At 69.1% G+C, this 24,369-nt stretch carries 30 protein-coding genes and 1 pseudogene; 18 read left to right on the top strand and 13 right to left on the bottom strand.

The features are described 5' to 3' along the window. Nucleotides 1–407 precede the first annotated feature (407 nt). The gene (locus N5079_RS17615) at nt 408–833 is read left to right on the top strand and encodes a VOC family protein (RefSeq protein ID WP_261585080.1); all 426 of its coding nucleotides are present in this window, start codon (nt 408–410) and stop codon (nt 831–833) included. Nucleotides 834–1,168: 335 nt separating this feature from the next. Here the strand turns inward: N5079_RS17615 and N5079_RS17610 are convergent, their stop codons facing one another. Continuing rightward, nucleotides 1,169–1,801, bottom strand: a complete 633-nt coding sequence (locus N5079_RS17610; RefSeq protein WP_261584945.1) for a TetR/AcrR family transcriptional regulator — start codon at nt 1,799–1,801, stop codon at nt 1,169–1,171. 157 nt (nt 1,802–1,958) lie between these two features. On the opposite strand from N5079_RS17610, the gene N5079_RS17605 reads away from it, so the two are divergent. Both N5079_RS17605 and N5079_RS17600 read left to right on the top strand, forming a co-directional pair. Next, on the top strand, nt 1,959–2,252 hold the full coding sequence (locus tag N5079_RS17605) for a VOC family protein (protein ID WP_261584944.1): 294 nt from the start codon (nt 1,959–1,961) through the stop codon (nt 2,250–2,252). Next, nucleotides 2,249–3,277, top strand: coding sequence for an aldo/keto reductase (locus N5079_RS17600; protein ID WP_261584943.1), 1,029 nt, complete (start codon nt 2,249–2,251; stop codon nt 3,275–3,277). Before N5079_RS17605 ends, N5079_RS17600 begins: the two co-directional genes overlap by 4 nt. A 334-nt stretch (nt 3,278–3,611) precedes the next feature. Here N5079_RS17600 and N5079_RS17595 read toward each other — a convergent pair whose 3' ends face one another. Continuing rightward, nucleotides 3,612–4,241 (bottom strand): DUF899 domain-containing protein, encoded by a 630-nt coding sequence (locus N5079_RS17595; protein ID WP_261584942.1) that lies wholly within the window; start codon nt 4,239–4,241, stop codon nt 3,612–3,614. A 203-nt stretch (nt 4,242–4,444) separates the two neighbouring features. On the opposite strand from N5079_RS17595, the gene N5079_RS17590 reads away from it, so the two are divergent. The 5 genes and pseudogenes from N5079_RS17590 to N5079_RS17575 all read left to right on the top strand — a co-directional run bounded on the left by N5079_RS17590 (nt 4,445) and on the right by N5079_RS17575 (nt 6,523). Further along, nucleotides 4,445–5,449, top strand: a complete 1,005-nt coding sequence (locus tag N5079_RS17590; RefSeq protein WP_261584940.1) for a lytic murein transglycosylase — start codon at nt 4,445–4,447, stop codon at nt 5,447–5,449. A 220-nt stretch (nt 5,450–5,669) separates the two neighbouring features. Beyond that, nucleotides 5,670–5,900 (top strand): annotated as a pseudogene (locus N5079_RS35565) (hypothetical protein); the annotation flags it as partial. Next, nucleotides 5,891–6,106 (top strand): DNA glycosylase AlkZ-like family protein, encoded by a 216-nt coding sequence (locus N5079_RS35560; RefSeq protein WP_410007800.1) that lies wholly within the window; start codon nt 5,891–5,893, stop codon nt 6,104–6,106. The pseudogene N5079_RS35565 and the gene N5079_RS35560, both read left to right, overlap by 10 nt. A 4-nt stretch (nt 6,107–6,110) precedes the next feature. After that, nucleotides 6,111–6,263, top strand: a complete 153-nt coding sequence (locus tag N5079_RS17580; RefSeq protein ID WP_261584937.1) for a hypothetical protein — start codon at nt 6,111–6,113, stop codon at nt 6,261–6,263. Beyond that, nucleotides 6,260–6,523, top strand: coding sequence for a winged helix DNA-binding domain-containing protein (locus tag N5079_RS17575; RefSeq protein WP_261584936.1), 264 nt, complete (start codon nt 6,260–6,262; stop codon nt 6,521–6,523). Before N5079_RS17580 ends, N5079_RS17575 begins: the two co-directional genes overlap by 4 nt. On the opposite strand, the gene soxR is transcribed toward N5079_RS17575, so the two are convergent. After that, on the bottom strand, nt 6,513–6,968 hold the full coding sequence (gene soxR, locus N5079_RS17570; protein ID WP_261584935.1) for a redox-sensitive transcriptional activator SoxR: 456 nt from the start codon (nt 6,966–6,968) through the stop codon (nt 6,513–6,515). The genes N5079_RS17575 and soxR overlap by 11 nt on opposite strands. Nucleotides 6,969–7,085: 117 nt before the next feature. On the opposite strand from soxR, the gene N5079_RS35370 reads away from it, so the two are divergent. From N5079_RS35370 to N5079_RS17550, 3 genes are all read left to right on the top strand, one after another. Next, a complete protein-coding gene (locus N5079_RS35370; protein ID WP_315967857.1) occupies nt 7,086–8,144 on the top strand; it encodes a nitroreductase family deazaflavin-dependent oxidoreductase in 1,059 nt (352 codons plus the stop codon). Nucleotides 8,145–8,358: 214 nt separating this feature from the next. Further along, on the top strand, nt 8,359–8,790 hold the full coding sequence (locus tag N5079_RS17555) for a hypothetical protein (protein WP_261584934.1): 432 nt from the start codon (nt 8,359–8,361) through the stop codon (nt 8,788–8,790). A gap of 219 nt (nt 8,791–9,009) precedes the next feature. Continuing rightward, nucleotides 9,010–9,537 (top strand): aminoglycoside phosphotransferase family protein, encoded by a 528-nt coding sequence (locus N5079_RS17550; RefSeq protein ID WP_261584932.1) that lies wholly within the window; start codon nt 9,010–9,012, stop codon nt 9,535–9,537. Between the two features lie 29 nt (nt 9,538–9,566). Here the strand turns inward: N5079_RS17550 and N5079_RS17545 are convergent, their stop codons facing one another. The 4 genes from N5079_RS17545 to N5079_RS17530 form a co-directional block, all read right to left on the bottom strand. Beyond that, nucleotides 9,567–10,322, bottom strand: a complete 756-nt coding sequence (locus N5079_RS17545) for a trypsin-like peptidase domain-containing protein (RefSeq protein ID WP_261584931.1) — start codon at nt 10,320–10,322, stop codon at nt 9,567–9,569. A 39-nt stretch (nt 10,323–10,361) separates the two neighbouring features. Then, nucleotides 10,362–11,141 (bottom strand): class I SAM-dependent methyltransferase, encoded by a 780-nt coding sequence (locus N5079_RS17540; protein ID WP_261584929.1) that lies wholly within the window; start codon nt 11,139–11,141, stop codon nt 10,362–10,364. Nucleotides 11,142–11,224: 83 nt separating this feature from the next. Further along, nucleotides 11,225–12,184: a zinc-binding dehydrogenase gene (locus N5079_RS17535; protein ID WP_261584928.1), complete on the bottom strand. Its 960-nt coding sequence runs from the start codon at nt 12,182–12,184 to the stop codon at nt 11,225–11,227. Between the two features lie 47 nt (nt 12,185–12,231). Beyond that, on the bottom strand, nt 12,232–13,164 hold the full coding sequence (locus N5079_RS17530; RefSeq protein ID WP_261584927.1) for an NADP-dependent oxidoreductase: 933 nt from the start codon (nt 13,162–13,164) through the stop codon (nt 12,232–12,234). A gap of 96 nt (nt 13,165–13,260) precedes the next feature. On the opposite strand from N5079_RS17530, the gene N5079_RS17525 reads away from it, so the two are divergent. Continuing rightward, nucleotides 13,261–13,677 (top strand): winged helix-turn-helix transcriptional regulator, encoded by a 417-nt coding sequence (locus N5079_RS17525; RefSeq protein ID WP_261584926.1) that lies wholly within the window; start codon nt 13,261–13,263, stop codon nt 13,675–13,677. On the opposite strand, the gene N5079_RS17520 is transcribed toward N5079_RS17525, so the two are convergent. Together N5079_RS17520 and N5079_RS17515 are read right to left on the bottom strand one after the other, a co-directional pair. After that, nucleotides 13,662–14,078: an STAS domain-containing protein gene (locus N5079_RS17520; protein WP_261584925.1), complete on the bottom strand. Its 417-nt coding sequence runs from the start codon at nt 14,076–14,078 to the stop codon at nt 13,662–13,664. The genes N5079_RS17525 and N5079_RS17520 overlap by 16 nt on opposite strands. Before the next feature lie 258 nt (nt 14,079–14,336). Further along, a complete protein-coding gene (locus tag N5079_RS17515; protein ID WP_261584924.1) occupies nt 14,337–14,696 on the bottom strand; it encodes a hypothetical protein in 360 nt (119 codons plus the stop codon). Between the two features lie 284 nt (nt 14,697–14,980). Between N5079_RS17515 and N5079_RS17510 the strand changes: the two genes are divergently transcribed. Together N5079_RS17510 and N5079_RS17505 are read left to right on the top strand one after the other, a co-directional pair. After that, nucleotides 14,981–15,334 (top strand): hypothetical protein, encoded by a 354-nt coding sequence (locus tag N5079_RS17510; protein WP_261584923.1) that lies wholly within the window; start codon nt 14,981–14,983, stop codon nt 15,332–15,334. A 106-nt stretch (nt 15,335–15,440) separates the two neighbouring features. Beyond that, nucleotides 15,441–15,842: a hypothetical protein gene (locus tag N5079_RS17505; RefSeq protein WP_261584922.1), complete on the top strand. Its 402-nt coding sequence runs from the start codon at nt 15,441–15,443 to the stop codon at nt 15,840–15,842. An 18-nt stretch (nt 15,843–15,860) separates the two neighbouring features. Here the strand turns inward: N5079_RS17505 and N5079_RS17500 are convergent, their stop codons facing one another. After that, nucleotides 15,861–16,214 carry a DUF742 domain-containing protein gene (locus N5079_RS17500; RefSeq protein WP_261584921.1) on the bottom strand — a complete coding sequence of 118 codons (354 nt, stop codon included), beginning with the start codon at nt 16,212–16,214 and terminating at the stop codon, nt 15,861–15,863. Then, on the bottom strand, nt 16,211–18,394 hold the full coding sequence (locus N5079_RS17495) for a nitrate- and nitrite sensing domain-containing protein (protein WP_261584919.1): 2,184 nt from the start codon (nt 18,392–18,394) through the stop codon (nt 16,211–16,213). The genes N5079_RS17500 and N5079_RS17495 overlap by 4 nt, the downstream gene beginning before the upstream one ends. Nucleotides 18,395–18,747: 353 nt before the next feature. Here N5079_RS17495 and N5079_RS17490 point away from each other — a divergent pair, with 353 nt between their 5' ends. Genes N5079_RS17490 through N5079_RS17480 form a run of 3 tightly spaced genes read left to right on the top strand, consistent with a single transcriptional unit; the run spans nt 18,748 to nt 20,754 of the window. Next, nucleotides 18,748–19,722 carry a DMT family transporter gene (locus tag N5079_RS17490; RefSeq protein ID WP_261584918.1) on the top strand — a complete coding sequence of 325 codons (975 nt, stop codon included), beginning with the start codon at nt 18,748–18,750 and terminating at the stop codon, nt 19,720–19,722. Next, entirely contained in the window at nt 19,719–20,333 is a 615-nt protein-coding gene (locus N5079_RS17485) for a GntR family transcriptional regulator (protein WP_261584917.1), read from the top strand. Before N5079_RS17490 ends, N5079_RS17485 begins: the two co-directional genes overlap by 4 nt. A gap of 58 nt (nt 20,334–20,391) precedes the next feature. Then, nucleotides 20,392–20,754 (top strand): hypothetical protein, encoded by a 363-nt coding sequence (locus N5079_RS17480; protein WP_261584916.1) that lies wholly within the window; start codon nt 20,392–20,394, stop codon nt 20,752–20,754. Between the two features lie 11 nt (nt 20,755–20,765). Here N5079_RS17480 and N5079_RS17475 read toward each other — a convergent pair whose 3' ends face one another. Together N5079_RS17475 and N5079_RS17470 are read right to left on the bottom strand one after the other, a co-directional pair. Further along, on the bottom strand, nt 20,766–21,521 hold the full coding sequence (locus tag N5079_RS17475; RefSeq protein ID WP_261584915.1) for a crotonase/enoyl-CoA hydratase family protein: 756 nt from the start codon (nt 21,519–21,521) through the stop codon (nt 20,766–20,768). Nucleotides 21,522–21,548: 27 nt separating this feature from the next. Continuing rightward, nucleotides 21,549–22,568 carry an LCP family protein gene (locus tag N5079_RS17470; RefSeq protein ID WP_261584913.1) on the bottom strand — a complete coding sequence of 340 codons (1,020 nt, stop codon included), beginning with the start codon at nt 22,566–22,568 and terminating at the stop codon, nt 21,549–21,551. 328 nt (nt 22,569–22,896) lie between these two features. Here N5079_RS17470 and N5079_RS17465 point away from each other — a divergent pair, with 328 nt between their 5' ends. After that, nucleotides 22,897–24,366 (top strand): sugar transferase, encoded by a 1,470-nt coding sequence (locus N5079_RS17465; RefSeq protein ID WP_261584912.1) that lies wholly within the window; start codon nt 22,897–22,899, stop codon nt 24,364–24,366. Nucleotides 24,367–24,369: the final 3 nt, after the last annotated feature.

Raw genomic sequence — 24,369 nt, 5'->3', positions numbered from 1 at the left:
ACACAGGTGCGGCCCCGCCCGAGGGGAGCGGGGCCGCGTGAGGGTTGGACCGTCTATCGCATCTCGCCGAGTTCGTGCGCCCGTGATCTGCGCTGGGTCCTCAGGCGCGTTCGTGGTCGACAGGCGCGAGCATTCGGGGCCCGAGCAGTGCGGATCAACGACCTCATCCTGGGCAGGGCGACGCTGGAAGACCGTCACGACGAGTAACGACGGCGACAAGTCATCTCCACGATCAGCGGGGACAGCGGGTGCGTCTGCCGGACACAGACAGTGGGCGCCAGCTGCTAACGGCGAGGTCGGGCTCTCTTGAGATGCTAGCGGGGGGTCTCTCTGGTCCAGGCAGCCCTGCACAGGCAGGGTCCCGCAGCTGATCTGGCCATATGCTCGCAGACATGACCATTCAGCGGATGGACAACGTCGCCATCGTCGTCGACGACCTGGACGCGGCCGTCGCGTTCTTCACCGAGCTCGGCATGGAGCTGGAAGGCAAGGGGGATATCGAAGGCCTTTGGGCGGACCGTACCGTCGGACTCGACGGCATCCAGACCGAGATCGCGATGATGCGGACCCCGGATGGCCACAGCAAGCTGGAGCTGACGAAGTACCACACCCCGGCGGCGGTCGGCGCCGGGCCGGAGAACCCGCCGCCCAACACGCGGGGGCTGCATCGCGTCATGTTCGCCGTCGACGACATCAACGACACCATCGCCCGGCTGCGCCCCCACGGTGCCGAACTCCTCGGCGAGGTGGCGCAGTTCGAGAACATGTTCCTGCTCTGCTACCTTCGCGGCCCCTCGGGCATCATCGTCGCCCTGGCCGAACAGATCGGCTGACGCGGGGCCGCCCCACGTGGCCGGCGGACTCGCCCCGAAGCTGACGCGGGGCCGCCCCACCTGGCCGGCGGACTCGCCCCGAAATGGCCCTCGCTTCGCTCGGACGGTCTCGCCGGGCTGCGCCAACTGCATGCCGCGGTGCTACGCCCGCAGACCACGGTGTTCGGGGACGACGCATATCCGGATCTGTGGGAGGGCAGGCGTGTCCGACGTCGCTTCACGGCGCCCGCCGTCGATGACCTTCGGCGATCGGCCCGATGCCGTGCGAAGGGTGCACAAGAAGAGCCTTCCTCACCGACCACCCCGAGGCATGCCACCCCTTGAAGGCGCCGCTTTCACTCTGTTGGCGGCGTAGGCGGCACGCTTTCCGATGATTGCCTCTGTGGTGCGCTCGCCGGCCCCCGGGCGGGGTCTGGGTGGGTCACGGCGTCGCCGTAGAGGATCGAAGTCCACGCGTTGGTGAGGGTGTCGACGAGGACTTCCTCGTTGTTGAACGGAGGTACTGCGGCTGCCGCGAGGTAGTAGAGACGTTCTCCCAGCCAGGTCAGCGAGGCGGCTGCGGCGCGCACGTCCATGGAACCGAGTCGTCGGCGGACGTGCAGGTCTGCGTGGATTCGTGCCGCGGCGGCGTCGGTGAACAGGTTCATCTGCTCGAGCCAAAGGGCTCGCAAGCCCTCGTCCGATGCCCAGTTCTCCACGATCGCCATGAGCACGCCGGCGTTGTCGCGCCATAGCCGGGCACCGTCGCTCACGCCTGCCCGTAGTGCGGTGACCGGATCCTGCTGCCCGTCGATCCAAGGTCGCGCCGCCTGCTGCCCCTGGGCGACGGCCTCGCGCACCAGTTCGCCGAGCACGGCCTGTTTACTCGGGAAGTAGAAGTAGAAACTTGCCCGAGAGACCCCGGCGGCGGTCAGAATGTCGGCCACGCTGAGAGCGTCGAAGCGGTGCTGCTGCAGCAGTTCACGCATCGCGGACAGGATTCGCTCCCGTAGGTCGGCAGGCGCCGGTGCCGGTCCGGATCTCCGGGGAGAGCGCGCAGTCGGCTTGGAAGGCATGCGACCCATCATAACGAGTGCGAACATCGTGTATGTACATGTTGTCCATACATGATGTATGGTCACGCCCATGACTCAGATAGCGATCCACTTGGTCGTCGCCGACCCGGACGTGGCCGCCACCTGGTACGCCGATGCTTTGGGCGCACGGGAGACGAACCGTGTCACGCTTCCCGACGCGCGCACGCTGACAGGAGCCACGGTCTTCGAGCAGATACACGATGCGTTCTGGGGTGACCGCACCGGCCAGTTCCTGGATCCGTACGGGCACCGTTGGGCCCTGGACGAGCATGTGCGTGACGTGCCACGCGACGAGATCGAAGCTCGGGCCGCAGAGCTGTTCAGCGGATCGGCGACGGCATGAGGTATCGCACTTTGGGCACGAGCGGCCTGCGGGTCCCCGAGCTGATCCTGGGCGCGATGACCTTCGGTGAGCAGGGCGGCGTCGGCGCGCCGCTTGCAGAGTGCCGACGGATGTTGGACTTGTACGCCGAGGCCGGCGGCAACATGATCGACACCGCCATCAACTACCGCGATGGAGCCAGCGAGGAGATCCTCGGAGAGTTGCTGCAGGGTCGGCGAGAATCGTTCGTGCTCGGCACGAAGTACACCGTGTCCCGCGACCGCACCGACCCCAACGCCGCCGGGAATCACCGTAAGAATCTGCGGGCGTCACTGGAGACCAGCCTGCGCCGCCTGCGCACGGACTACCTGGACCTGTATTGGGTGCACATGTGGGACCGTGACACGCCGATCGAGGAGACCATGCGCGCACTGGACGACGCCGTCCAGGCCGGCAAGGTGCTGTACGTGGGGATCTCCGACGCCCCGGCCTGGGTCGTGTCCCGCGCCAATACGCTGGCGCAGTGGCACGGCTGGAGTCCGTTCATCGGCCTGCAGGTCCCCTATAGCCTGCTCCAGCGGGACATCGAACGCGAGCTGCTGCCGATGGCCGAGTCGCTCGGGCTGGGCGTCACCGCGTGGAGCCCGCTGGGTGGTGGGGTGTTGTCCGGCAAGTACACCCGCCCGGAGACGCCCGCATCCGGTAGCAGGCTGAACGCCGAGTCGCTCTCGGCCCGCGATCATGCCGTCGCCCGAGTCGTGCAGGACGTCGCCGATGACCTCGGTGTCACGCCCTCACAGGTGGCAATCGCGTGGACGATGAGCCGCTCTCGCGCCGTTCACCCCATCGTCGGGGCACGCCACGTCGACCAGCTCCACGACAACCTCGCCGCCGTCGACCTCACCCTCCCGGTCGAAAGCGTCACCCGCCTGGAACAGGCCACGGACTTCACACTCGGGTTCCCAAGCGACTTCATCATCCAGACCTCCCCGTGGGTCTTCGGCTCCGCGCTCATCGACCCGCACGCCGCCACGTCAACGAGATAGCGGCTACGCCATCGAACATGCCGCGACGAGGGCGTCCAGCGATCACATCCAACGTCTTCATACGCGAGCATGATTTATTGCCTCGCGCGAAGGTCTACCGGTACCTCTACAGGGTCCCAACGGCTACTGCGGCATAGGCGAACCGGCGTCACCTGCCTGGTCGGGCTCACTGCCGGCGAGGCCTGACCTGCCGTAATTGCCTAACCCTTGGCCCTCGGTCGCCCGGCACAGCCCGGCGGCGATCGAGGGCCTTTCCGGCGGGGCCGCCGCTCCGGGATGATCGCCCGAGCCTTAGGGCGACGTGTGCTACGCGAATCCGCCGCACGCGTCTGACCTATCCGTAGGTGGGGTGCTGGGGCCAGCCGGGTGGGGAGTCCTCCCAGTCCTCCTGCCTGCCGTACGGGGTCAGGTCGAGGATGCTGTTGACGAAGACGAGCCGGTCAACGCCGCGGGAGGTGGTGTTGTACGTACGGTAGACGTCTTCGCCGTCGCGCAGGAACACACTGAGCATGAAGCCGCCCCCGGCGCCGCAGTCGTCCGCGAACGAGGTGCCGTGCGATGACACGAACGGCAGTGTCCAGCCCATCCGAGCCTTGTACGCCTCGATCTGGGCGAGCGGCATGTTGGACACGGTCACCCATGTGACCCCGCGGTCGGCGAGCAGGGCCAGCCCGGCCGGGGGAACGCTGTTGGTGAACGAGGTGCAGCCCGGGCAGTAGTGGTCGGGTCCGTTGTCCATGAACTGGTAGACGACCAGTTGTCCCCGATCCTCGAACAGCTCGAGCAGGGTCTTGGGGCCAGCCGGGGTGTCGAAGACGTACCCGTTGTCGAACTTGACCATCGGCAGGCGGCGGCGTCGCGCGGCGACCACGTCGAGCGCGCGGGTGGTTTCCTTCTCGGCCTTGAGCAGCTCGTCGCGGGCCCGCTGCCACTCTTCGGCTGTGACGATCTCCGGTTTCTCCATCCGCTGATTGTGCCCGCCGGCACCGACAGAACTCCGGTATGACGGCTGTCCGTGCCTTGCCGGGGGCGAAAGGATCAAGTGGCGTACGGCCAGCTGTCGACGGCCATGCGCTGGGTGCCGATGACCTTCAGGAGCTGAAGGGACTGCGGCGAGAAGTGAGAAAGCAGCCTGAGAGCTCGCCGCTGGGCATACGTTTGGGACCGATGAAGGATATGCATGCCGGGGTCGCATGGTCGGGACAACGCCACCGGCCGGGCGGGCGGCCGGGGAGACATCTGGCCGCCTCGCTCGTCGGTCTCACTGTCCTGATTTCGGGCTGTGCCGGCTCAGGGGGCGCTGCCTCACCGGGTGCGCTCCACCAGACCGCGACGCGACCGGGGCCGGAGCCGTCGGCGACGCCCTCGGCGGTTCCCTCGGCCAAGGAGCCCTCCCATCAGGCGCCCGGCCTGCCCGCCCCGGACGCGGCGATCCCCAAGGACCCGTCGCGGCTGGCCGACTCCCTGACCGGCACAGCCGCGCAGCTCCGACGTGCCATCGATGACTGGGTGCGCGACGGGGGCCCCACCAAGGCGGACCCCCCAGAGCCGGTGGTCCTGCTGGCACTGCACGAGCAGCGCATCTACCGGTATCTGGCCCGCAATCCGCAGGTCGCGTCCCGCACCTACGACAGGTTGCCGAAAGACCTGGCCGGGCGGGCGCGAGACAACGTGACGGCCGTCCGGAACCTGCTCTCCCTCGCCCGGCCCGTGAGCGGACCGGTGAAGTTCCGCGTCCGGCCGCCCGAGCCCGCCAATGTCCTGCTCGATGACTTCCGGCGTGCCGAGCGCCGGTTCGGCGTCGAATGGGAGGTGCTGGCGGCGGTGATGTTCGTCGAGACCAAGTTCGGCCGTGTGAGGTCGCCGAGCTATACCGGCGCGCAGGGCCCCATGCAGTTCATGCCGGGCACCTGGGCCGCCTATGGGATGGGTGGTGACGTCCATGACACGAAGGACGCGCTGCTCGCCGCGGCCAACTATCTGCACGCGTCGGGAGCGCCGCGCGACTACCGGCGGGCGCTGTACGCCTACAACCACTCCAAGGCGTACGTCGACGCGGTGCTGCTACACGCTCGGCAGATGAAGCGGGACATCAGGAATTACTACGGCTACTACAACTGGCAGGTGTTCGTCATCACCACCCGAGGCGAGCGTCGCCTTACCGGCCCCTGACCGGCACCTGAAGGCGCCTGCGCGGACATGGCACATCAATGGTGAAGCGCTCCCTGTTCGGCCGGAGCGGAGCACTCGACGTGACCATCGAGCTGCCGGCTACCTGCGGGCGCGGTCGGCCTTCAGGAACGTGAGGTCACGCTGACCGGCATTCCGGTCAGAAGGTGACCGGAAGCCTCTCTAGCGTGGATCTCGCAGCCCCCCGAGAACGGAACAGGGAATGATCACTCGCGAGAACCGGCTGGTGGACCGACCATCGCGGCCTGACGCCGGAAGGCATCACGGTGCGGCTGGCGTGGGCCGGCTCTCGCGGCGCGCGCTCAACCGGGCACTGCTGCACCGGCAGTTCCTCGTGGAGCGCACCGGCCGCACTCCGCTGGAGGTCATCGGGCACCTCGTCGCCATGCAGGCCCAGGAGCCCAACTGGCCCTATGTCGGGCTGTGGAGCAGGATCGACGGGTTCGCACAGGCCCACCTGGGCGTCCTGCTGGAGAAGCGGCTGGTGGTCTGGTCCGATTGGCGCTGCTGCGCAGCACCCAGCACCTCGCCGTGGCCGACGACTTCCGGCGGCTACGGCCGGCGCTCCAACCGGTTCTCGACCGTACGGCCCGCTCGCCGTACTTCGCCAAGGTGAGCGCGGGTCTCGACGGTGGTTGACGCCATGGGTGGTGAGCTGCGCTGTTACCACGACACCGAGGGCAGGGAGCTGTTCGATCTGGAGTCGTCGCCGGAGCTGCCCGATCCCGACCCCGGTGCGGTTCCTGCCCGCTTTCGAAAAACCTGCTGCTCGGCCACGCCGACCGGACCCGGGTGATCGGCGATCCTGACCGCAAGCGGGTGATGCCAGGCGGAGCGATGGTGCTGCCGACCTTCCTCGTGGACGGGTTCGTACACGGAAGCTGGTCGGTCAAGGGCGCCAGCCTATGTCTCACCCCGTTCAGGCCACTGGCGGCGGCCGACCTGACCGCGGTGACGGAGGAAGCCGAACGCATGCTGCCGTTTCTCGGAGCCACGGACCTGTCATTCACGTTCCCCAATGCGATGGCAGCGGCCCGGCAGTCCCCTAGGAGCTGAACAGGCGACGCGGGCCCGGGCCTTCTTGGCCGAGCTTGTCGCCCGGGTTGACCAGCGCGCACTGCTCGAACGACAGGCAGCCGCAGCCGATGCACTCGGTGAATCGATCCCGCATCCGTTCCAGCCGCTCGATGCGTGCGTTGAGCTCGGCGTTCCAGCACTCGGACGCCCTGACCCAGAACTCGCGGGTCGGGGCTGCTCCCTCAGGCAGCAGGGCGAGTACGTCACGGATCGCCGTGAGGGGGATGCCAAGGTGGTGCGAGGCACGGACGAAGGCGACCTGACGAAGGGTCTCGCGGCCGTAGCGGCGCTGGTTCCCGGCGGTGCGCCGGCTTCGGATGAGCCCTTGGCGCTCGTAGAAGCGCAGGGCCGAGGCGGGGACTCCGCTGCGGCCGGCCAGTTCGCCGATCGTGAGCTCCTTGGCCTCTACCGGGAGCGATGACATACGGATCACACTAGCTTGACTTGAACCTTTGTTCAGGTTCGACACTTCCGGTGCGGCACCGCGCTGCCGCTGAGCGCCATATGCCGCCGGATCCGTGATGAGCCGCAGAGGAGAGACATGACAGTCAGCCAGAACACGTTCCCCGACATCACCCTGCCCGGTGCGGGCACCGTCCTGATCGTCGAATCGCCCGTAGACCAGGTGAAGATCGCCGAGTTGGAGCAGGTGCTCTGGCCGAAGGGGCTGCTCTCCTACAGCGCGTTCCTCAGCACTGACGGCGAGACGGTGCTGACCTACACGCAGTGGACGTACGGCGAAGCCGACCGGGAGTTCCTGGCCGGACTCACCGACGCCGAGCCGATCGAGTATTCGCTGTACCGCAGCAGGGTGCAAGACGAGCCATCTGTCCCGGGATGCGTCGTCGCCGTCAGCGTCGAGTTCGACGGACCCGATCATGAGCGGCAGCGGAGCTGGGTCGACACGGTCTTCGAGGCGCTGGCGGCCGAGACCGAGCCGCCTCCCGGCGGGATCTCCGGCCACTTCCACGTGAGCACGGATGGCACCAGGGTGGTCAACTACGCGGAGTGGACCGATGAGCAGGCGCATCGCGACGCCATCGAAAGGTCCGGCCAGGGAACGGTGGGCTCGTCGCCCGAGTGGCGGCGGGTCCTCGCCTTCCCCGGGGTCAGAAGTGGCGGATTCCGGCGATACCACTTGCTGCGCAGCCTTTCCGCACCTCCATCGGACGAAGTGCTCGACAGCCCAACGAAGTGGGTGGCCAAGCACGTCCGCGCCTACGTCGAGACCAACGGCGAGAGCGGACACATGTACCAGGGCTGGCCGACGCTGCTGCTCACCACCCGGGGCCGGAAATCGGGAAAGCTCCGGCGCACCGCCTTGATCTACGGGCAGGACGGCGATCGCTACCTGCTGGTGGGCTCGAACGGCGGGTCGTCACACCACCCCGCGTGGTACCTCAATCTGGTCGCGAACCCTCAGGTCACCGTTCAGGTGGGCAGTGACCGGTTCACCGCCCGCGCCCGTACCGCCACCGCGGAGGAGAAGCCGCGACTGTGGGAACGGATGACAGCGATCTTTCCGCTCTACGACACGTACCAGTCCCGCGCCGGCCGGGAGATCCCGCTGGTCGTCGTCGAGCGTGAGGGCACTTCGTGATGTACGGCTCCCGCCAGGAGGGCGCGGGAGCCGCACGACGTCAGTACCCCGGTCCCCGCGTCGTCGATCCAGGACTCCGCCGCCGCGGCCGGCCTGACGCTCACCGATCAGGAGCTCCTCAGACTCGGAGGACCCGATCCGAGAGCTCGGCTGACGCCTTGGGAAGCCACCACCGCTTGACGACATAGCCGATAGATCGCCCATAATCGCGTGGGTGTCTGATGAGGAAGTTCCGGCTGTGGCCTCGAAGCAGGACACGGCCGTGGAAACGGGTCGGCGCCGCGGTGTATTGATCCGGAGCGCTTCTCGGGTGCCTGATCAACCAGGTCTGATCCATGCGGGATGGATTTGGGACGCGAACGCGTGGGTCTTCTGCGAGATCCTCGCGTCGCTCGTCGGTTACGAGTTCGACGACCTTGACTGGCAAGCGGTCGGTACCGCGCTGCCGAACACCGATGACGAGCGGGCAGAGCTCTGGTACAGCTACCCCCTGATTGGGACGAAAGGCACGCTGGAAGTCACGCTCGCCCAGGCGGTCGGGGGCTCCGAGGTGTCGGTCGAAGTTCGAGGAGAGGCGGACGACGCTCTCCGCGCCTGCATCGCCCTCGTCTGCGACCTGGCCGCCAGGTACGAGATGAGCAGGTGAAAACCGTTCGCGCTGGTCGGTGGGGCGTTGGGAAAATGTGGCGATGACTCGGACCCCTGATGAGCAGACCGCGCCGCCCGCACGAGGAGTCCGCATCGCCTGGGCATCGGTCCCAGAGCTGGTACGGCGTCGAGTGGAGGACACATCCTCGGCGGGGATGTCGTCGAAGCGGTCAGCGCCGTCACGGGCTTCTCCCCGGCGGTCGCGGCGGCGCTCACGTTGGCCGGCGGACGCCGGGCGTTCGTCAAAGCGGCCGACCCCGAGGGCAATTCCGAGACGGTGGAAATCTACCGGGCTGAGGCGCGGATCGCGGCGGCGCTTCCGCATACCGCGCCGGTCCCTCGCCTGATCACCACGTTCGAACAGGACGGCTGGGTGGTCCTGCTCTTCGAGCATGTCGACGGCCGCCTTCCCGCCGAGCCGTGGCGCCCGGACGAGTTGGCGCGGGTGCTCGCCATGGTGAACGACCTCTCCGCCACGCTCACCCCTTGTCCCATCGAGGCGCCCGCGGTCGCCGACCGGTACGGGGACATGTTCCAGGGATGGCGCCGGCTCGTCGCGGCCCGCGACGCCGAGGCCGACCCGGACGCGGTCACCGCCGTGCTCGCCGCGATGGCCGGCTACTTCGTCCGCCAGGCCAGGCAGCCCGCGCCGCCCGGACTGCCGACCCTTCGGGCGTTCCAGGGCGCGCAGGGCCGTACGGCACTGCCCTGGCTGAGAAGCCGGCTCGGCGAACGGTGGTCCTGAGGCAGGAGCATGCCGGTCTCCGCAGGTGATCAGTTGCACTCCTGCGTGGATGCCACGCCGGCCGCACGCCTTCCGGTGTCCGCCGCCGCGGCCATCTCCTTGGCCGTGAGCGCGTAGCCCTTGTCGTCACGATCCGTGTCGGTGGCGAACACCATGCCCAGCACCTGGCCCGCCTTGGAGATCAGCGGCGCCCCTGACATGCCCGGCGTGATGTGCGGGCCGGTGAAGCTGTAGACCTCCCGGGTGGTGCGGTCCCGGTTGTAGATGTCGTAGGACAGGGCCTCTGTCTTCCAGCCCACTTCGGACGGCACGGCGACCGGCGTGGTGTTGCCCCTGGGGTAGCCGATCACCACGCCTGAGCTCTGCCTTTTCGTGTTCAGGTGCAACGGCTTCGCGGGGAGATGAGGGACCCGCAGCACCGCGACGTCTACCCGGGGATCGAAGAGCACCACCTCCGCGGCGAAGGGCCGTCCGTCGAGGACGACCTTCAGATCCCGGTCCGCCCCGGCCACGGAGTGGGCAGTCAGCATCACTCGCTCGGCGGCGTAGACGAAGCCCGTCGCTTCCATCTTCCGGTCGCAGGCGCTCGCGAAGGCGGTCATCCGTACGACGCTGTCAGCGCCGTACGGCTGGGCCGCCGGGGGGCTCTCCCGCGGCACCGACGGCACCGACGGCACCGACGGAGCCGACGAAACCGACGGCGGTGACGGCGCGGCGGTGCAACCCACGGCGCTCGTGATCGAGATCGCGGCGAACAGGCGAACTGTGGCGTCCCATCCCGGCATGGAGATCAGCGTACGGCCGGCCGGCTCAGGGAGGTACGGCTAACCGCTCACCGCCCGGAGGGACGGCTTCCGGGCCTCGATGAGGAACCGCGTCGCGTGGGCGACGAACGGCCCCTCGGCCTGGATGAGGTCGTGGAGGGCCCGCAGTTCGGTGTGGTAGCGGTCGACGGTGAACCCGGGGACGATCCAGATCACCTTCCGCAGGAAGTAGATCACGGCGCCGATGTCGGAGAACTCGGTGCGCAGGGCCTCCAGCCGGAGGTCGACCACCTCGAGACCCACGGCCTCCGCCGCCGCTCTCGCCCGTTCCGGATCCCGTGCCGAGCCGTACGGCTGCGGCCCCATGAAGTGCTCTGTCAGCTCCACGACGCTGCGGGGGCCGACCTGCTGGGAGAGGTACGTCCCGCCGGGCCGCAGCACGCGGGCGATCTCCGCCCACCACGTGGTCACCGGATGGCGGCTCGTCACCAGGTCGAAGACCCCGTCACCGAACGGCAGCCGCGGCTCGTCATCGTCGGCGACGACCGCGACCCCGCGCGGGCGCAGCCTCGCGGTCGCACGGGCGATGTTCGGCGGCCAGGATTCCGTGGCCACCGCCACAGCGGGGAGCCGCGGAACGCCCGCCAGCACCTCGCCGCCACCGGTCTGGAGGTCCAACGCGGCCGTCGCGCGTGCCATCCGTTCGGCCAGAAGCCGTGAATATCTCCACGAGGGCCGCTCTTCCGTCGCTCGGCCGTCAAGCCAGGAGAAGTCCCAGCCCTCGACTGAGACGGCGTTCGCCTCGGCGACCAAATCCTCGAACGTCCGCTTCGTCGTCATGACGCGAGGCTCGCAGCCGCCACGCCCTCCGGCCAAACGGTTTTCCGAACAGCCGGCGGTGCCGGTTCGCCCGCAGTCGCCGCTTACCGCACGTGAAGAAGGGTCTTGCCCACGGTCGCGCGTGACTCGATGGCGGCGTGGGCGTCGGCCGCCCGCTCCAGCGGGAACCGCTGCCCGATGACCGCGCGCAGCCGGCCCGCCGCCGCCTCGGCCAGCGCGCTCGCGGTGAGCGCGCTCATCTCCTCGGGTTTCACCGACGGCCCGCGCACGAGCGTCACCCCCCGGGCCGCGGCGGCGCCGTCGGAGATGTCCGCCCATTCGCCGCTGGCCAGCCCATAGCTCAGCATCCGCCCGCCACGGTCGAGCAGTTCGAAAGCCGAGCGGCCGATGGGTCCGCCGACGCCGTCGAATACGACGTCCACGCCGCCGACGGCCTCGCGGACCACGTCCGTCCAGCCGGGCTCGCGGTAGTCGGCCACCACCTGGGCGCCCAGGTCGCGTGCCACCTCGGCCTTCCGGGCGCCGCCTGCCGCCGCGACGACCGTCGCCCCGGCAGCCCGCGCGAGCTGGACCAGCAGCGTGCCGACACCGCCCGCCGCCGCTTCGACCAGCACCCTCTCCCCAGGGCGTGGTCCGGCCGCCCTGATGAGGGCCGTCGCCGTACGGCCGTCGGCCAGTAGTGCCACCGCGGTGTCGAGCTCCACGCCGTCCGGCACCTCGATGAGTCCGGCGGCGTCGACCGCGGCCAGTTCGGCGTAACCACCAGACCCGCCCGTGACGCTGACCACCCGTCTGCCGATCAGTCCCCTGTCGGCTCCCTCGCCGACCGAGGTGACGACTCCGCCGACGCCGTTACCGGGGATCACCGGAAGCTCCGGTTTGAAGGGGCCGAACCCGCTCGCGCGGAACAGGGTCTCCACGAACGTGATGTTGGCGAACGCCACCTCGATCAGCGCCTGCCCCGGTCCGGGCACCGGATCGGAGGCCTCTCCCGCGACGAGCACCTCAGGGCCACCGAATTCCTTAAGCCATACCGCGCGCACGAGAGAGCCCCTTCCGGCCGGATTACGACGAGTCTTCGTTGCGAACGTCAGGGGACCAGGACGATCTTCCCGGTGGTACGGCGGGCCGAGATGAGCTCGTGGGCCTTGGCCGCCTCGGCGAGGGGGAACACGTGGTCGACGTGCACCTTGAGCTGCCCGGACTCCACCAGCGCGAGCAGCTGCGCCAGGTCGGCCGGGGAGGGGCGGACCGAGACCGCGCTGAGCCGCACTCCGCGTTCGGCCGCGCCTTCGGGGGTGAGGCCGAGGTTGGCGCCGAGTGCCCCGACGAGCACGCCGCCGGGCTTCAGGATGGTGGCGGACCGCTCGCCGTACTCTCCGCCGATCAGGTCGAACACCACGTCGACGGGCCCGGCCTCCTGAGTGAAATCCGCCGAGGTGTAGTCGATCAGCTCGTCCGCCCCGAGCTCGCGGAGGAACGCGTGCTTGCCGGCGCCGGCCGTACCGATGACGTGGGCTCCGCGCGCCTTGGCGATCTGGACGGCGAGGTGCCCGACACCGCCCGCGGCGGCGTGGATGAGCACCCGCTGGCCGGGAGCGATCCGCGCGATTCCGACCAGAGCCTGCCACGCGGTCAGACCGGCCAGGGGGAGCGCGGCCGCCTCCTCCGTGCCGAGCCCGGCGGGCTTGCGGATGATCTCGTTCGCCGAGGCGGTCACGTAGTCGGCGTAGGTATTGCCGGGGCCGGGGAACGCGAGCAGGCCCAGCACTACGTCGCCGGGTGCGAACGCGGACACGCCCGGCCCCGGCGTCTCCACCACGCCCGCGACATCCCACCCCACGGTGAAAGGCGGGTCGCCGAGCAACGGGTAGAAGCCGGCCCGGACGGCGGCGTCGACGGGGTTGACCCCGATGGCACCGACCTTGATCAGGACCTCTCCAGGCCCAGGTGAGGGGCGATCCACCGTGGCGATCTCCAGCACGGACGGGTCGCCGAAAGCGGACTGGGTGACGGAACGCATTGTGATCTCCTCATTCGCGACGGAATGTGCGAGACCAATCGTCGGCGTACCGGTATCCAAACGAAAGAAGGCACTTTTGCGGTATATAGGTACCTTGTGGAAACCATCCCGAGAAAGTTCTCCGCCAACGCGTACCTGAGGGATTGCGCTTCGCGGACTGTGCTGGACGCCATCGCCAACAGATGGACATGCCTGCTGGTCGACGCCCTGCGGGACGGCCCGATCCGGTTCGGCGTGCTCCGCCGCCGGCTCGACGGGATCACTCAGAAGAGCCTCACCCAGACCCTGCGGAACCTGGAGCGCGACGGGGTCGTCATCCGCACGGTCTATCCGACGATTCCGCCCCGTGTGGAGTATTCGCTCAGCGAGCTGGGCGGCAGCGTGGTCTCGCTGATGGAGGGCATCAAGCACTGGTCGGAGGAGCACGTGACCGAGATCCTGGCCGCTCGCGAGACGTATGACCTCAGGGCCGCCCAGGAGCCACGGCCCGTGCCCGTTCAGCCCGCCGGCTGACCCGGCCGGCCACCGAGCGTCCGCAGCAGCCGTCTCATGAACGGCGGCTTGTTCACCAGCCGAATCCCGCGGCGGGGCGGCGTGCCGGGCAGGAGGGCCAGCGCCCGCAGGCCGGACAGGTCGATGAACGTCACCTGGCCGACATCGACGAGCACCAGGTCGTCGCCCTGCTGGGCGTCGGCGAGCACCAGCGCGACCGCCTCGCTGTTGGTGAGGTCGATCTCCCCGCTGAGCCGGACCCAGCGCACCGTGGCCGACCAGACAGTGAGCCGGTCATCGGTGTACAGCATGCGCCGGCCGGAGGTGGCGTGCCGTGGCGGCTTCCGGGTGAGCCGGGCCTGAGTCACCGCCGCCACCCGGGTGTCGCCCGGCAAGGGATGGGCGTTCCTCGTCATCGGCATGCCGCCCTTCATGATGAGGCGCGGACACTTCGAGCGTTTCCCGCCCCGGACGGCACTGTCAACTCGGCCCGGGGAAAGGATCCGTCACGAGCGCGAGGCGGCTCTCGCGCCACGCCGCCGTCGAACCGTTGCCAACTCCCGTGAGCTCATCGTCGTCGAACCGCACAGAAGGCATGGACCCTACGGTCCTGATCCGGCGGCGAAAGCCGTGGGGGTTGCGGGCGGGCCCGCGACCCCCACGGCCGTCGATTTAGGGGATCAGCTCGCGTTGGCGCAGATCGCGTAGACGCTGATGCCGACCGTGCTGTAGTTGTTCTGGCGGCCGAGGGCGATCCAGCCGGTGCCGTCGGACGTGGGGAAGCTTCCTACGAGGATGGCGTCGTTGCCCTGGGCCTCACCGCCGCCACCGACGACGCGCTTGCCGCTCGGGCAGTAGACGGTGCGCCGGGTGAAGTTCGGGACGTTGGCGTTGGGAAGCTGGACGAGCTGGTACCCGTCGAAGGACTTGACCGCTGAGGGCGGCAGGTGGGGGTCGCTGTCCGCCTGCGCGGCCAGGCCCGTGCCCGCCACGCCGGCGAGAACGAGCGCACCTGTCGTGATTGCGTGTACAAATCGCACGAAATAGCTCCGTTTGATGTAGAAGTGACCTGATTCGGGCCCGTTTTGTGTTTCGGCCGCCACGCGGGCCCACGCGGTCGGATCCGCAACCACACGTACCCCTGATCATTTTCAGTCACACTGCGTAATCGCTTATTTGCCGAAAGTAGCAACGACGTCGACTTTCTTATGACGGAACGCCGCGCTGCCAATACCCGAGTAAGCGGATAACGCGAGATATGTCCGGTATGTGACAAGGGTCGGAATTTCGGCATGGCGGGTACTTACGTAGTGGGGGGAACGCTATGAAGAAGATCGTCGCTGTCGCCGCGCTCGCTGCGATGACCATGCTCGGGACGGTCGCTGCCGGAGGCGAGGGTGGTCAGCAGCAAGAGGTCAGCGAGGCTCAATACCACATCCTGATGAACCAGTGCCGCTACGCGGACACGCCCGGCGCCCGGGAGCAGTGCCGGTCGGAGGTCGAGCGGAAGTACTTCATCGGCGCGCCGAACCCTGAGCTCGACTGCCGTACCTACTCCAGCGTCACCGTGTGCGGAGAGTTGACGCTCAGCCCCAGGCAGCGGGCCTGTGTCGAGGACTCCGTGGAGAGCGGGCTGACCTATCGCCGGGCCGAGGTGGAGTGCTACGCCTTCCAGTGATCCACGCTCTGGTCCCAACCATGCCTTCCTGCGCTTTTCCCGAAGAATCCGCGTCCACCTCGATGATTCGCCTCATCGACTCCTTTGCGTGATCTACCCTGCCGGGGTGGACGCCAACAGTCAGGTTGCCGCCGAACTCCTGCGAGCGCTGATGCGTACGGCGGCGCGCTTCGCGGAGGCGGGCCGGTCCGTCGCCCAGGACTACTTCCCCCACGTCCGCACCGAGCCCATCGCCGACCTGGCGGGCCGTGCCGTACGGCTGGGCATGGAGCTCACGCTGCCCGGTCACGAGCTCGTCTTCGAGGTGCGCGTCCGCGTCGGTGACGACGTGTTCACGATCACGGGCGATCTCGTGCTGGACGACGAGGAGAGCCGGCTCGACCTTCCCCCGGTCGAGACGGACGACGTCGGCCGGTTCGTGGCCCTGCTGGACCACTACGTCGACGAGTTGACCGCTCCGGCCCGCGGGCACGTCGGCTCGCTCATCGAAGCCTTCGGGGGCTCGTGATTCGCCGCTCGTGACCGGTTACAGCGCCCTGAGGCCCTGGATGACCTCGCGGAGGATGCGCTCCTCGGGAAGCTGGGCCACCGTGGCCTGCGGCCGGGCCGTGATCAGCCCCTGCTCGCGCAGATCGCCGAGGAGGATGCGGACGACGTTGAGCGACAGGCCGATGTCCGACGTCAGGTCGGCCACCGAGGCCGGGCTCTGGCAGATGTGCAGGATCCGGAGATGCTCGGGCGCGAGCCCGGCCGTACGTCCGTAGGCTGACGGCGCCGTCCTGATGATGGTCATCAGGTCGAACTCCGGGCCGGTAGGACGGGTGCGCCCGCGGGTCAGCGTGTAGGGGCGGAGTAAGGGGCCGAAGTCCTCTTCTGTCATGACTCCTCCTGCGCGCGTTGCCACCCTGCCTGGAACGAGGAGAAGACATCGCGCCGCTCCTCGCGGAGCTGCGGTGCCAGGTTCGCCTGCCGTACGCGCCGGGGCAGGGAGTCCTCGGCGTCGATGTCAGGGATGTCGCCGATGTCGGCGATGTCGGCGATGCCCGTCATGCCGCCGGTCGGGCCGGTGAGGTCGGGGAGCCCGGCCAGCGTGGCGAGCTCGGCGGCCTCCAGGGGTTCGGCGACCTGTGCGACCGGCACGGCCGGGATGTCCTCGGGGAGCGGCGTCAGCGTGAGGGCGGGCGGGGGCGTGGGCTGCGGCGGAACCAGCGACTCGACGGAGTAGTCGCCCGCGGCGTTCTCGACCACGAGCTCCTGCGGGAGGAGCACGATCGCGCTCGTGCCACCGTACGGGGAAGTCCGCAGGGAGACGCGGATGCCGTGCCGCTTGGCCAGCAGCCCGACGACGAACAGGCCGAGCCGGTCGCTGTCGGCCAGGTTGAACTCGGGCGGGTCGGCGAGCCGCTCGTTGAACTGGGCCATCTCCTCGGCGGCGATCCCGAGGCCGCGGTCTTCGATTTCGAGCGCGAAGCCCCGGGCGACGAGCTCGCCGTGGACGAAGATCTGCGTGTGCGGCGGCGAGTAGATCGTCGCGTTCTCGACCAGCTCGGCCAGGAGGTGGACCAGGTCGGTGACCGCGCCGCCGACGAGCGCGGGTCCGTGCGCCACGTCGACGCTGACCCGCAGGTAGTCCTCGACCTCCTCGACAGCCGCGCGGACCACGTCGAAGAGGCTGACCGGGTTGCGCCAGCCGCGGCCGGGGGCGGCCCCGGACAGCGTGATGAGGCCCTCGGCGTGGCGGCGCATGCGGGTGGTCAGGTGGTCGATGCCGAACAGCTGCTCCAGCACGTCGGGATCGGTGACCTGCCGTTCCAGCCCGTCGAGCATGGAGAGCTGCCGCTGCAGCAGGGACTGGCTGCGGCGGGCCAGGTTGAGGAAGACGCTGTTGACGCCCTTGCGCAGCTCGGCCTGTCCGACGGCGGCCTCGATGGCGGTGTGCTGCACGGAGGTGAAGGCGTTCCCGACGTTCTCCACCTCCGCCGTGTCTCCGCCGGAGAGCATGGGCGGCGTTTCGGCCGCGACGTCGACGTCCTCCCCGCGCCGCAGGCGGTCGACGATCGCCGGGAGCCGGCGGTCGGCCAGTTCGAGCGCCGCCCTCTGGAGCTCGACGAGCTCGGCCGTGAGGCTCCGGGCGAACCGCAGGGAGATCAACGCGGTGGCGGCCACCGCGATCAGGCCGAGGACGCCCGCGATCCCGATGCGGAAGAGCACGCCCTTGGCGAGCGGCATGGCGCGATCCGCGATCGTCTTGCTCGCGTTGACCCCGGCGAGGTTGATGATCCACATCTCGGCGGTCCTGTGCCAGGGAGCCGCGCTCGCCGGCAGCGGCCTGTCGGGCTGCACCTGGGTGACGATGCTGTCCTCCATCGCCACGAACGAGGTGTAGGACGGCGTGGCGCTCAGGCGCTCGTACGGCTTGATCAGCTCGGCGTCGAGCAGGCTCGTGCCGAGCTGGTAGAGCAGCCGGCGCTTGCCGACCATGGCCGAGAAGGCGTCGTGCTCGCTCCGCGTCATCCGCCCGGCGGCGAGGGCGCCCGTGATCAGCGCCGACTGCTGGCTCACGATCTCGCGGCTGCGGGTGATGAGGATGATGGCCTTGGTCTGCTCGACGAGATCGAGGTTGGGCGAGATCATCAACCGGTCGTAGGTCTGGAAGCCGACCTCCGCGAGGTCGCTGTACCGTTCGATGGCGTTCAGCCGCGACAGGCCGCGATCGTCGACCTGGCGGCGCAGGTCCTGGATCTTGCCCATCTGCCGGATGAGCTCCTGGAGGCGGTCCCACATGGGTCCGGGCGTGTCGTCCCGCGCCTGCCGCGACACGCGGATCAGGTTGTCGGTCGCCGAGTCGGTCCGGTGGCGCTGGGCGTCGAGCTCGGTGTGCAGCGTGGTGTTCGTGCCGAGGTAGGTAGCGGACATCAGCCGTTCGTTCTGCAACTCCGCCAGCAGGTCCCTCGTCGGGATGACGACGTCGTTGTAGATCGTCTGGATCCTGAGCAGCTCGAGGCCACCCTGGATCGTGAGCGTGGCGGCGAACCCCCAGATCACCACGAGAGCGGTCACCGGGACCAGCAGGATCGCGAAAATCTTGAAACGAATAGAGCGTTTCCGGCCAGCCATGAGACCTGCCCGTCCGATGCCACTGTGTTAATTGTGGCGAAACCCTAGCAATTGCCTGGCAGTCGAACCAAGGATCTGCAGTAACAACTTCAGTGCCAGAGTCGCTTGACGCCTTCGGCGCGCTGTTATCCCCGTTGTATTTGACGCCTCGGCGGCTCCGTCCCCCGTTCGCCGTGTCTTCTGTTCGCCGTCTCCGCCCTGTCCTCCCGTTGGCGGCGTGGCCGTGTCCTCCCGTCACTCCGCCCGGCGATTCGTCGCGCTTGCGCATGGGTGTCTGGTTGTCTGACAATTCTGGCATGACTCTGCGATCCTCCGGCCCGCTCACCGTCGTGGCCGCCGCCGTCCTCTGGGGTACGGCCGGCACCGCCGGGGCCGTGGCCGCCGTCGGCTCCGTCTCGCTGGCGGCCGCCCGCCTCGTGATCGGGGGAGCGGTGCTCGCTGTGGTCGCCGTACTCGCACGATCACGAACCGCGAAACCGCAGATGGGGGTGGGTGCGCGGGAATCTGTGCATGATCACGGCGATGGTGGGCGCGGGAGGCGGCGCGTGATCATCACCATCGTCCTGGTCGTGGGGGCGGTGGCCGTGGCGGCGTACCAGCTGTGTTTCTTCGCCGCCGTCGGCCGGACGGGGGTCGCCATCGGGACAGTGGTGGCCATCGGCAGCGGACCCGTCTTCACCGGCCTGCTGTCCTGGCTCACCGACCAGAGGCCACCGAGCCGCCGCTGGGCCCTCGCCACGGCGGCCGCCATCGCCGGGTGCGCCCTTCTGATCACCGGTGGGGGCGCGGGCGGCGCGGACGCCGGGGGGATGGGGCTCGCCCTGCTCGGCGGGCTGCTCTACGCCCTCTACGCCATCATCGCCGCCCGGGCCATAGGCGAGGGCATGGACTCCGCCGCCGTCATGGGCGTCCTGTTCGGCGGCGCGGCCGTCATCATGCTGCCCGTCCTGGTCATGACCGGCCCCGGCTGGCTGGCCGAGCCGCGCGGCCTGCTGACCGCGCTCTACCTGGGCTGTGCGACGACGGCGCTGGCCTACCTCCTGTACGGCAGAGGCCTGCGCACGACGCCGGTGGCGACGGCGGCCACGCTCGCCCTGGCCGAGCCCGCCGTCGCGGCGCTGCTCGGCCTCATCGTGCTGCACGAGCACCTGCCGGCGGTCTCGTGGGGAGGTCTCGTGCTTCTCGCGCTCAGCCTGGCCGTCGTGGCCGTTCCCGGCAGGGCCGGCCCCGAGCGGAAACCCGCGCCCGCGCGTCTAAGCTCGGCGGCGTGACCACGCTCAGGCCCGTCTCCACCGTCGAGGCGCTCGCCGCCGCTCTAAGGGAGCGTGTGCTGTCCGGGGAGATCGTCCCCGGTGCGGCCCTGCCCGAGCAGGAGCTCTCCGCCCGGTACGGCGTGGCGAGGCCCACGGTCCGGGAGGCGCTGGCCGTCCTCGTCCACGAGGGGCTGCTCCGGCGGGAGCGCAACCGCAGCGCGTACGTCCCGGAGGTCACGGCCGAGGACCTCGCCGACCTGATGTACGTCAGGCGACCCCTGGAGGAGCTGATGGCGGAGGCACTCGCCGGGCGCCGGGTGGCCGAGGCCGAGGCCGCGCTGGACCGCCTCGACGGCCTGCCACCCGACGCTCCCTGGGCCGCGGTGGTGGCCGGGCACATGGCCCTGCACGAGGCGCTGATCGTGGCCGTCGGCAGCCCCCGCCTGGGCCGCCTCTACGGCGCCCTCGCCGCGGAGACCCGTCTCGGTCTCGTCGGGCTCCGCGACGCCTACGAGGACCGGCACGAGCTGGCGGCCGAGCACCGCGAGCTGCTCGAAGTGATCGCCCGGGGCCCGGCCGACGCGGCGAAACAGGCCGTCAGGGACCATCTGCGGTGGCGCGAATCCTGAATCTTCTTCTACGGGGTTCTCTTGCACGGGACGCCCCCGAGTGGTCACAATCGCGCCCATGCACGGCAACCCAGTGCCGGATACCTATGTCTACGTCACCGAGGAAGGCGTCACCCGTCATTACGCCGACGGCAGCGTCGAAGCTCTCGCGTGGGAGGACGTCGTCGAGGTCCGGGTCGGCGGCCTGGCGCCGGCCGACGGACGGGCCGACGTCCTGATAGTCCTGCTCGACCGTGACGGTGAGGGCTGCGTGGTGCCCAGGTCGGCGACCGACGCGACTTTCCTGGCGCGGCTCCGGTATCTGCCTGATTTCGACCTCGACCGGCTGAGCACGGCCTTCGAGAGCGCCAACGACGGATATGTCGTCGTATGGCGGAGCCCCGACCCGCCGTCGCCCTTACCCGACCTCGAATACGACTGACCCGGCATCGGTCAGGCGCCGTGCCGTCCGGCTCCGGCGCGGAAACGCTCGACGCCCGCGAATGTGTCCGCCCGCAGCGACGCCAGGCCGTACCGGAACTCGGCGGCCAGGGCCCCCTCCTCCGGCAGCCCCTCCTGCTCCAGAGCGGAGAGCCGGTCGCCCCGCATGCACGCCTGCGGCAGCGCGGCCAGGTGAGCGGCCAGTTCCTCCGCTTCCTCCCTCGACGTCCCGGCCGGGACCACCCGGTTGACGAGCCCGATCTCCAGAGCCTCCCGCGCCGGTACGGCACGGCCGGTCAGGATGAGGTCGAGCGCCCGGCCCGTCCCGATGAGGCGCGGCAGCCGTACCGTGCCGCCGTCGATGAGGGGGACTCCCCACCTGCGGCAGAACACTCCGAAGGTGGCGTCCTCGGCGGCTACGCGGAGATCGCACCAGAGGGCGAGCTCCAGGCCGCCCGCGACGGCGTAGCCCTCGACGGCCGCGATGACGGGCTTGGACAGGCGCATCCTGGTCGGCCCCATGGGGCCGTCGCCGTCCGGCTCGACCTGGTTGCCGCGCTCGGTGCCGATCGCGTGGAGGTCGGCGCCCGAGCAGAACGTGCCGCCCTCGCCCCACAGCACGGCCACCGAGGCGCTCTCGTCGGCGTCGAACTCGCGGAACGCCCCGGCCAGGGCCGCCGCCGTGGGCCCGTCGACCGCGTTGCGGACCTCGGGCCGGTGCAGGATCACGGTCGTGACCGGGCCGCGCCGGTCGATGCGTACGGACATGGTCCGAATCTAGAAGGCCACCGCGCCTTACCTCACGAGGGAGGTGTCGTTCTCGCCACCGGAGTCCGCCAGGTGGGTTTCGAGGGTGTCGTTCCTGATCGCGGCGAACAGGGCCGAGCAGGCGGCCGGGTCGAGCCGCACGATGCTGGCGCCCTTCACCATGCCGGTGCCCTTGACGGGGACCGTGGTGGACGTCAGGTCGCCGCCCCGGACATCCCGCAGTTCGAGCGCCAGGTCGCGCAGTGTCCCGATCGTCACGCCCGAATCGACCGTTATGGATTTCGTCAAAGCCTGAAGAAAGGCGTCGAGGGCGATCGGGTCGGTCAGAGTTCCCTTACTTATCGCCTTTTCCCCCATCGCCCTGAGGAAGGCCTGCTGCCGTTTCATGCGGTCGAAATCCCCGCCCGGAAGGTTGTAGCGCTGCCGTACGAAAAGCAGGGCGCGCTCGCCTTCGAGGTGAACATTTCCCTGTGGCCAGGTCACGTGGTTCATCGGGTCGTGGACCTCGCGCTCCACGTAGATGTCGACCCCGCCGAGCGCCTTGCTCATCGTGACGAACCCGTTGAAGTCGAGCGCGGCGAAATGGTCGATCCGCACGCCGGTCAGCTTCTCGACGGTCTCGATCAGCAGCCGTGGGCCACCGAAGGCGTACGCCGCGTTGATCTTGTTCTTGCCGTGGCCGGGGATGGTGACGTAGGAGTCCCTCGGGACCCCGATGACGAAGACCTTCCTCCTGTCGGCCGGGATGTGCGCGATCATGATGCTGTCCGACCGCTGGAAACCGGCCTCGCCGGGACGCCGGTCGGCCCCGATCACCAGCCAGTTCTGGGCATCCCCCACCTTGGCCGGCCGGTCGCCCTCCTCGGGGAAGACCTGCTGGACGCGCTGGATGTTGCTGTCGTAGACCCACTGCCGCTGCATGACCAGCGCGAACGCGGCGGCGATCGGCAGAAGCACGATGAGGGTCACGATGATCAGGACCTTGCGCCGCCGGTTGGATCGCCGGGGCGGCTCGACGTCGCCGGAGGTTTCATCTGAGGTCGTCACGAGTCACCTTGGGGGGAGGGCGGGCCGATCCACAGACCGTAGCCCACGTGGGTGTCCCGCAAGAAAATGATCTGGGCTAATGGGCGAACAGCGCCAAAACCCAGCCCATCGGCCCCGGTAAGCCGGACATCTTTGGACCGTTCCGTCAAGCGCTTCCGATAGCTTCACCGCGACCGATTGTGGACAGTGACCTGCGTTCCCTACCCATCAGTCACTCTCTAGGATCGACCTGGGCGAGACGCCTTTGAAACGCATGGGTTTCATGTGAACCACGGTGGCTCCATATGCGTCAATCTCCTGCACAGTCCAGCGAGTAGGGGCGTGGTAGATGGAAACGCGATTGGGGCTGCCCGAGATGCGGGTGCTCCCCAGTGACGTTGACGTGCGGATTCCGGCCAGCATGTCGACACGGTCGTATTTCAGGGTCCTCAAGGTGGGAGACCTGCTGTGCGCCATGCTCGCCTTCGCCGGCGTCGAGCTGACCCGGCTCAGGCTGGGCGCGTTCATCCCCACGTACGACCTCCTGTTCGGGCTGGCCCTGACGCTCCTCTGGCCGGCGATCATGGGGATGGCGGGCGGATATCGCAGGCGGGCCCACGGAGAGGGCACGGACGAGTTCCGCGCCGTCGCCGAGGGCGGCGCGGGACTGATCGCCGTGATCGCCATCGGGGCCTACGTGACGCAGGCCATGGTGGCCCGGAGCTACGTCATGGCGATGCTTCCCCTCGCCACGGTTCTCACGCTGATGTTCCGCCACCGGACGCGCAAGCGGCTGCACCGGTTACGCGCCAAGGGGCAGCACATGCGGCGGGTCGTGGCCGTGGGACACCGTGCGTCCGTCATGGACCTCGTCATGCAGTTCAGGCGGCAGCCGTACCACGGCATGCGGGTCGTCGCGGTATGCCTGCCCGACCGGCAGTACCAGAACCAGCGGTTCGACGTCGACGGCGTGCCGGTGCTCGGCGACTTCGGCGACGTCCCGGCCGTGGTGGACAAGGTCGCGGCCGACGCGGTGGCGGTGCTCGCCTGCCCCGAACTGGACGGCACGGCCCTGCGCCGCCTCGCCTGGGGGATCGAGTCGAGAGGCGCCGACCTGTTCGTCGCCCCGGCCCTCATGGACGTCGCCGGCCCGCGGATCAGCGTCCGGCCCGTCGCCGGCATGCCGCTGCTGCACGTGGAGCACCCCGACATCGCCGGCATGCGCCAGTTCGTGAAGAGCGCGTTCGACAAGTTCGTGGCGGCCCTCGCGCTGGTCGTCCTGGCCATGCCCATGCTGGCCATCGCCCTGATCATCCGGGCGACCAGCCCCGGTCCGGCGCTGTTCCGTCAGACGCGGGTCGGCAGGCACGGCCGAGAGTTCCAGGTTCTGAAGTTCCGCACGATGGTGGCCGACGCCGAGCGGCTCAAGCAGGTCCTGCTTGACGAGAACGAGTCAGACGGAGTGCTGTTCAAGATTAGGAACGATCCAAGGATCACCAAGGTCGGCGGGTTCCTCCGCCGCTACTCCCTGGACGAGCTGCCGCAACTGCTCAACGTGGTGCGCGGGGAGATGTCGCTCGTCGGCCCGCGCCCGCCGCTGCCCGCCGAGGTCGAGCAGTACGGCACGGACGTCCGCCGCCGCCTGGTCGTCAAGCCGGGGATGACCGGCCTGTGGCAGGTCAGCGGCCGGTCCGACCTGTCGTGGGAGGAGTCGGTCCGGCTCGACCTGCGTTACGTCGAGAACTGGTCCCTCATGCTGGACCTCCAGGTGCTGTGGAAGACCTGGTCGGCCGTCACCCGCGGCGACGGGGCCTACTGACGT

Origin of the sequence: Planotetraspora sp. A-T 1434 (genome assembly GCF_025420585.1) — a bacterium.
Classification (GTDB): Bacteria; Actinomycetota; Actinomycetes; order Streptosporangiales; family Streptosporangiaceae; genus JAOEGB01.
The sequence above is the reverse complement of the archived record's forward strand: the minus strand, read 5'-3'. Positions and strand labels throughout refer to the sequence as shown.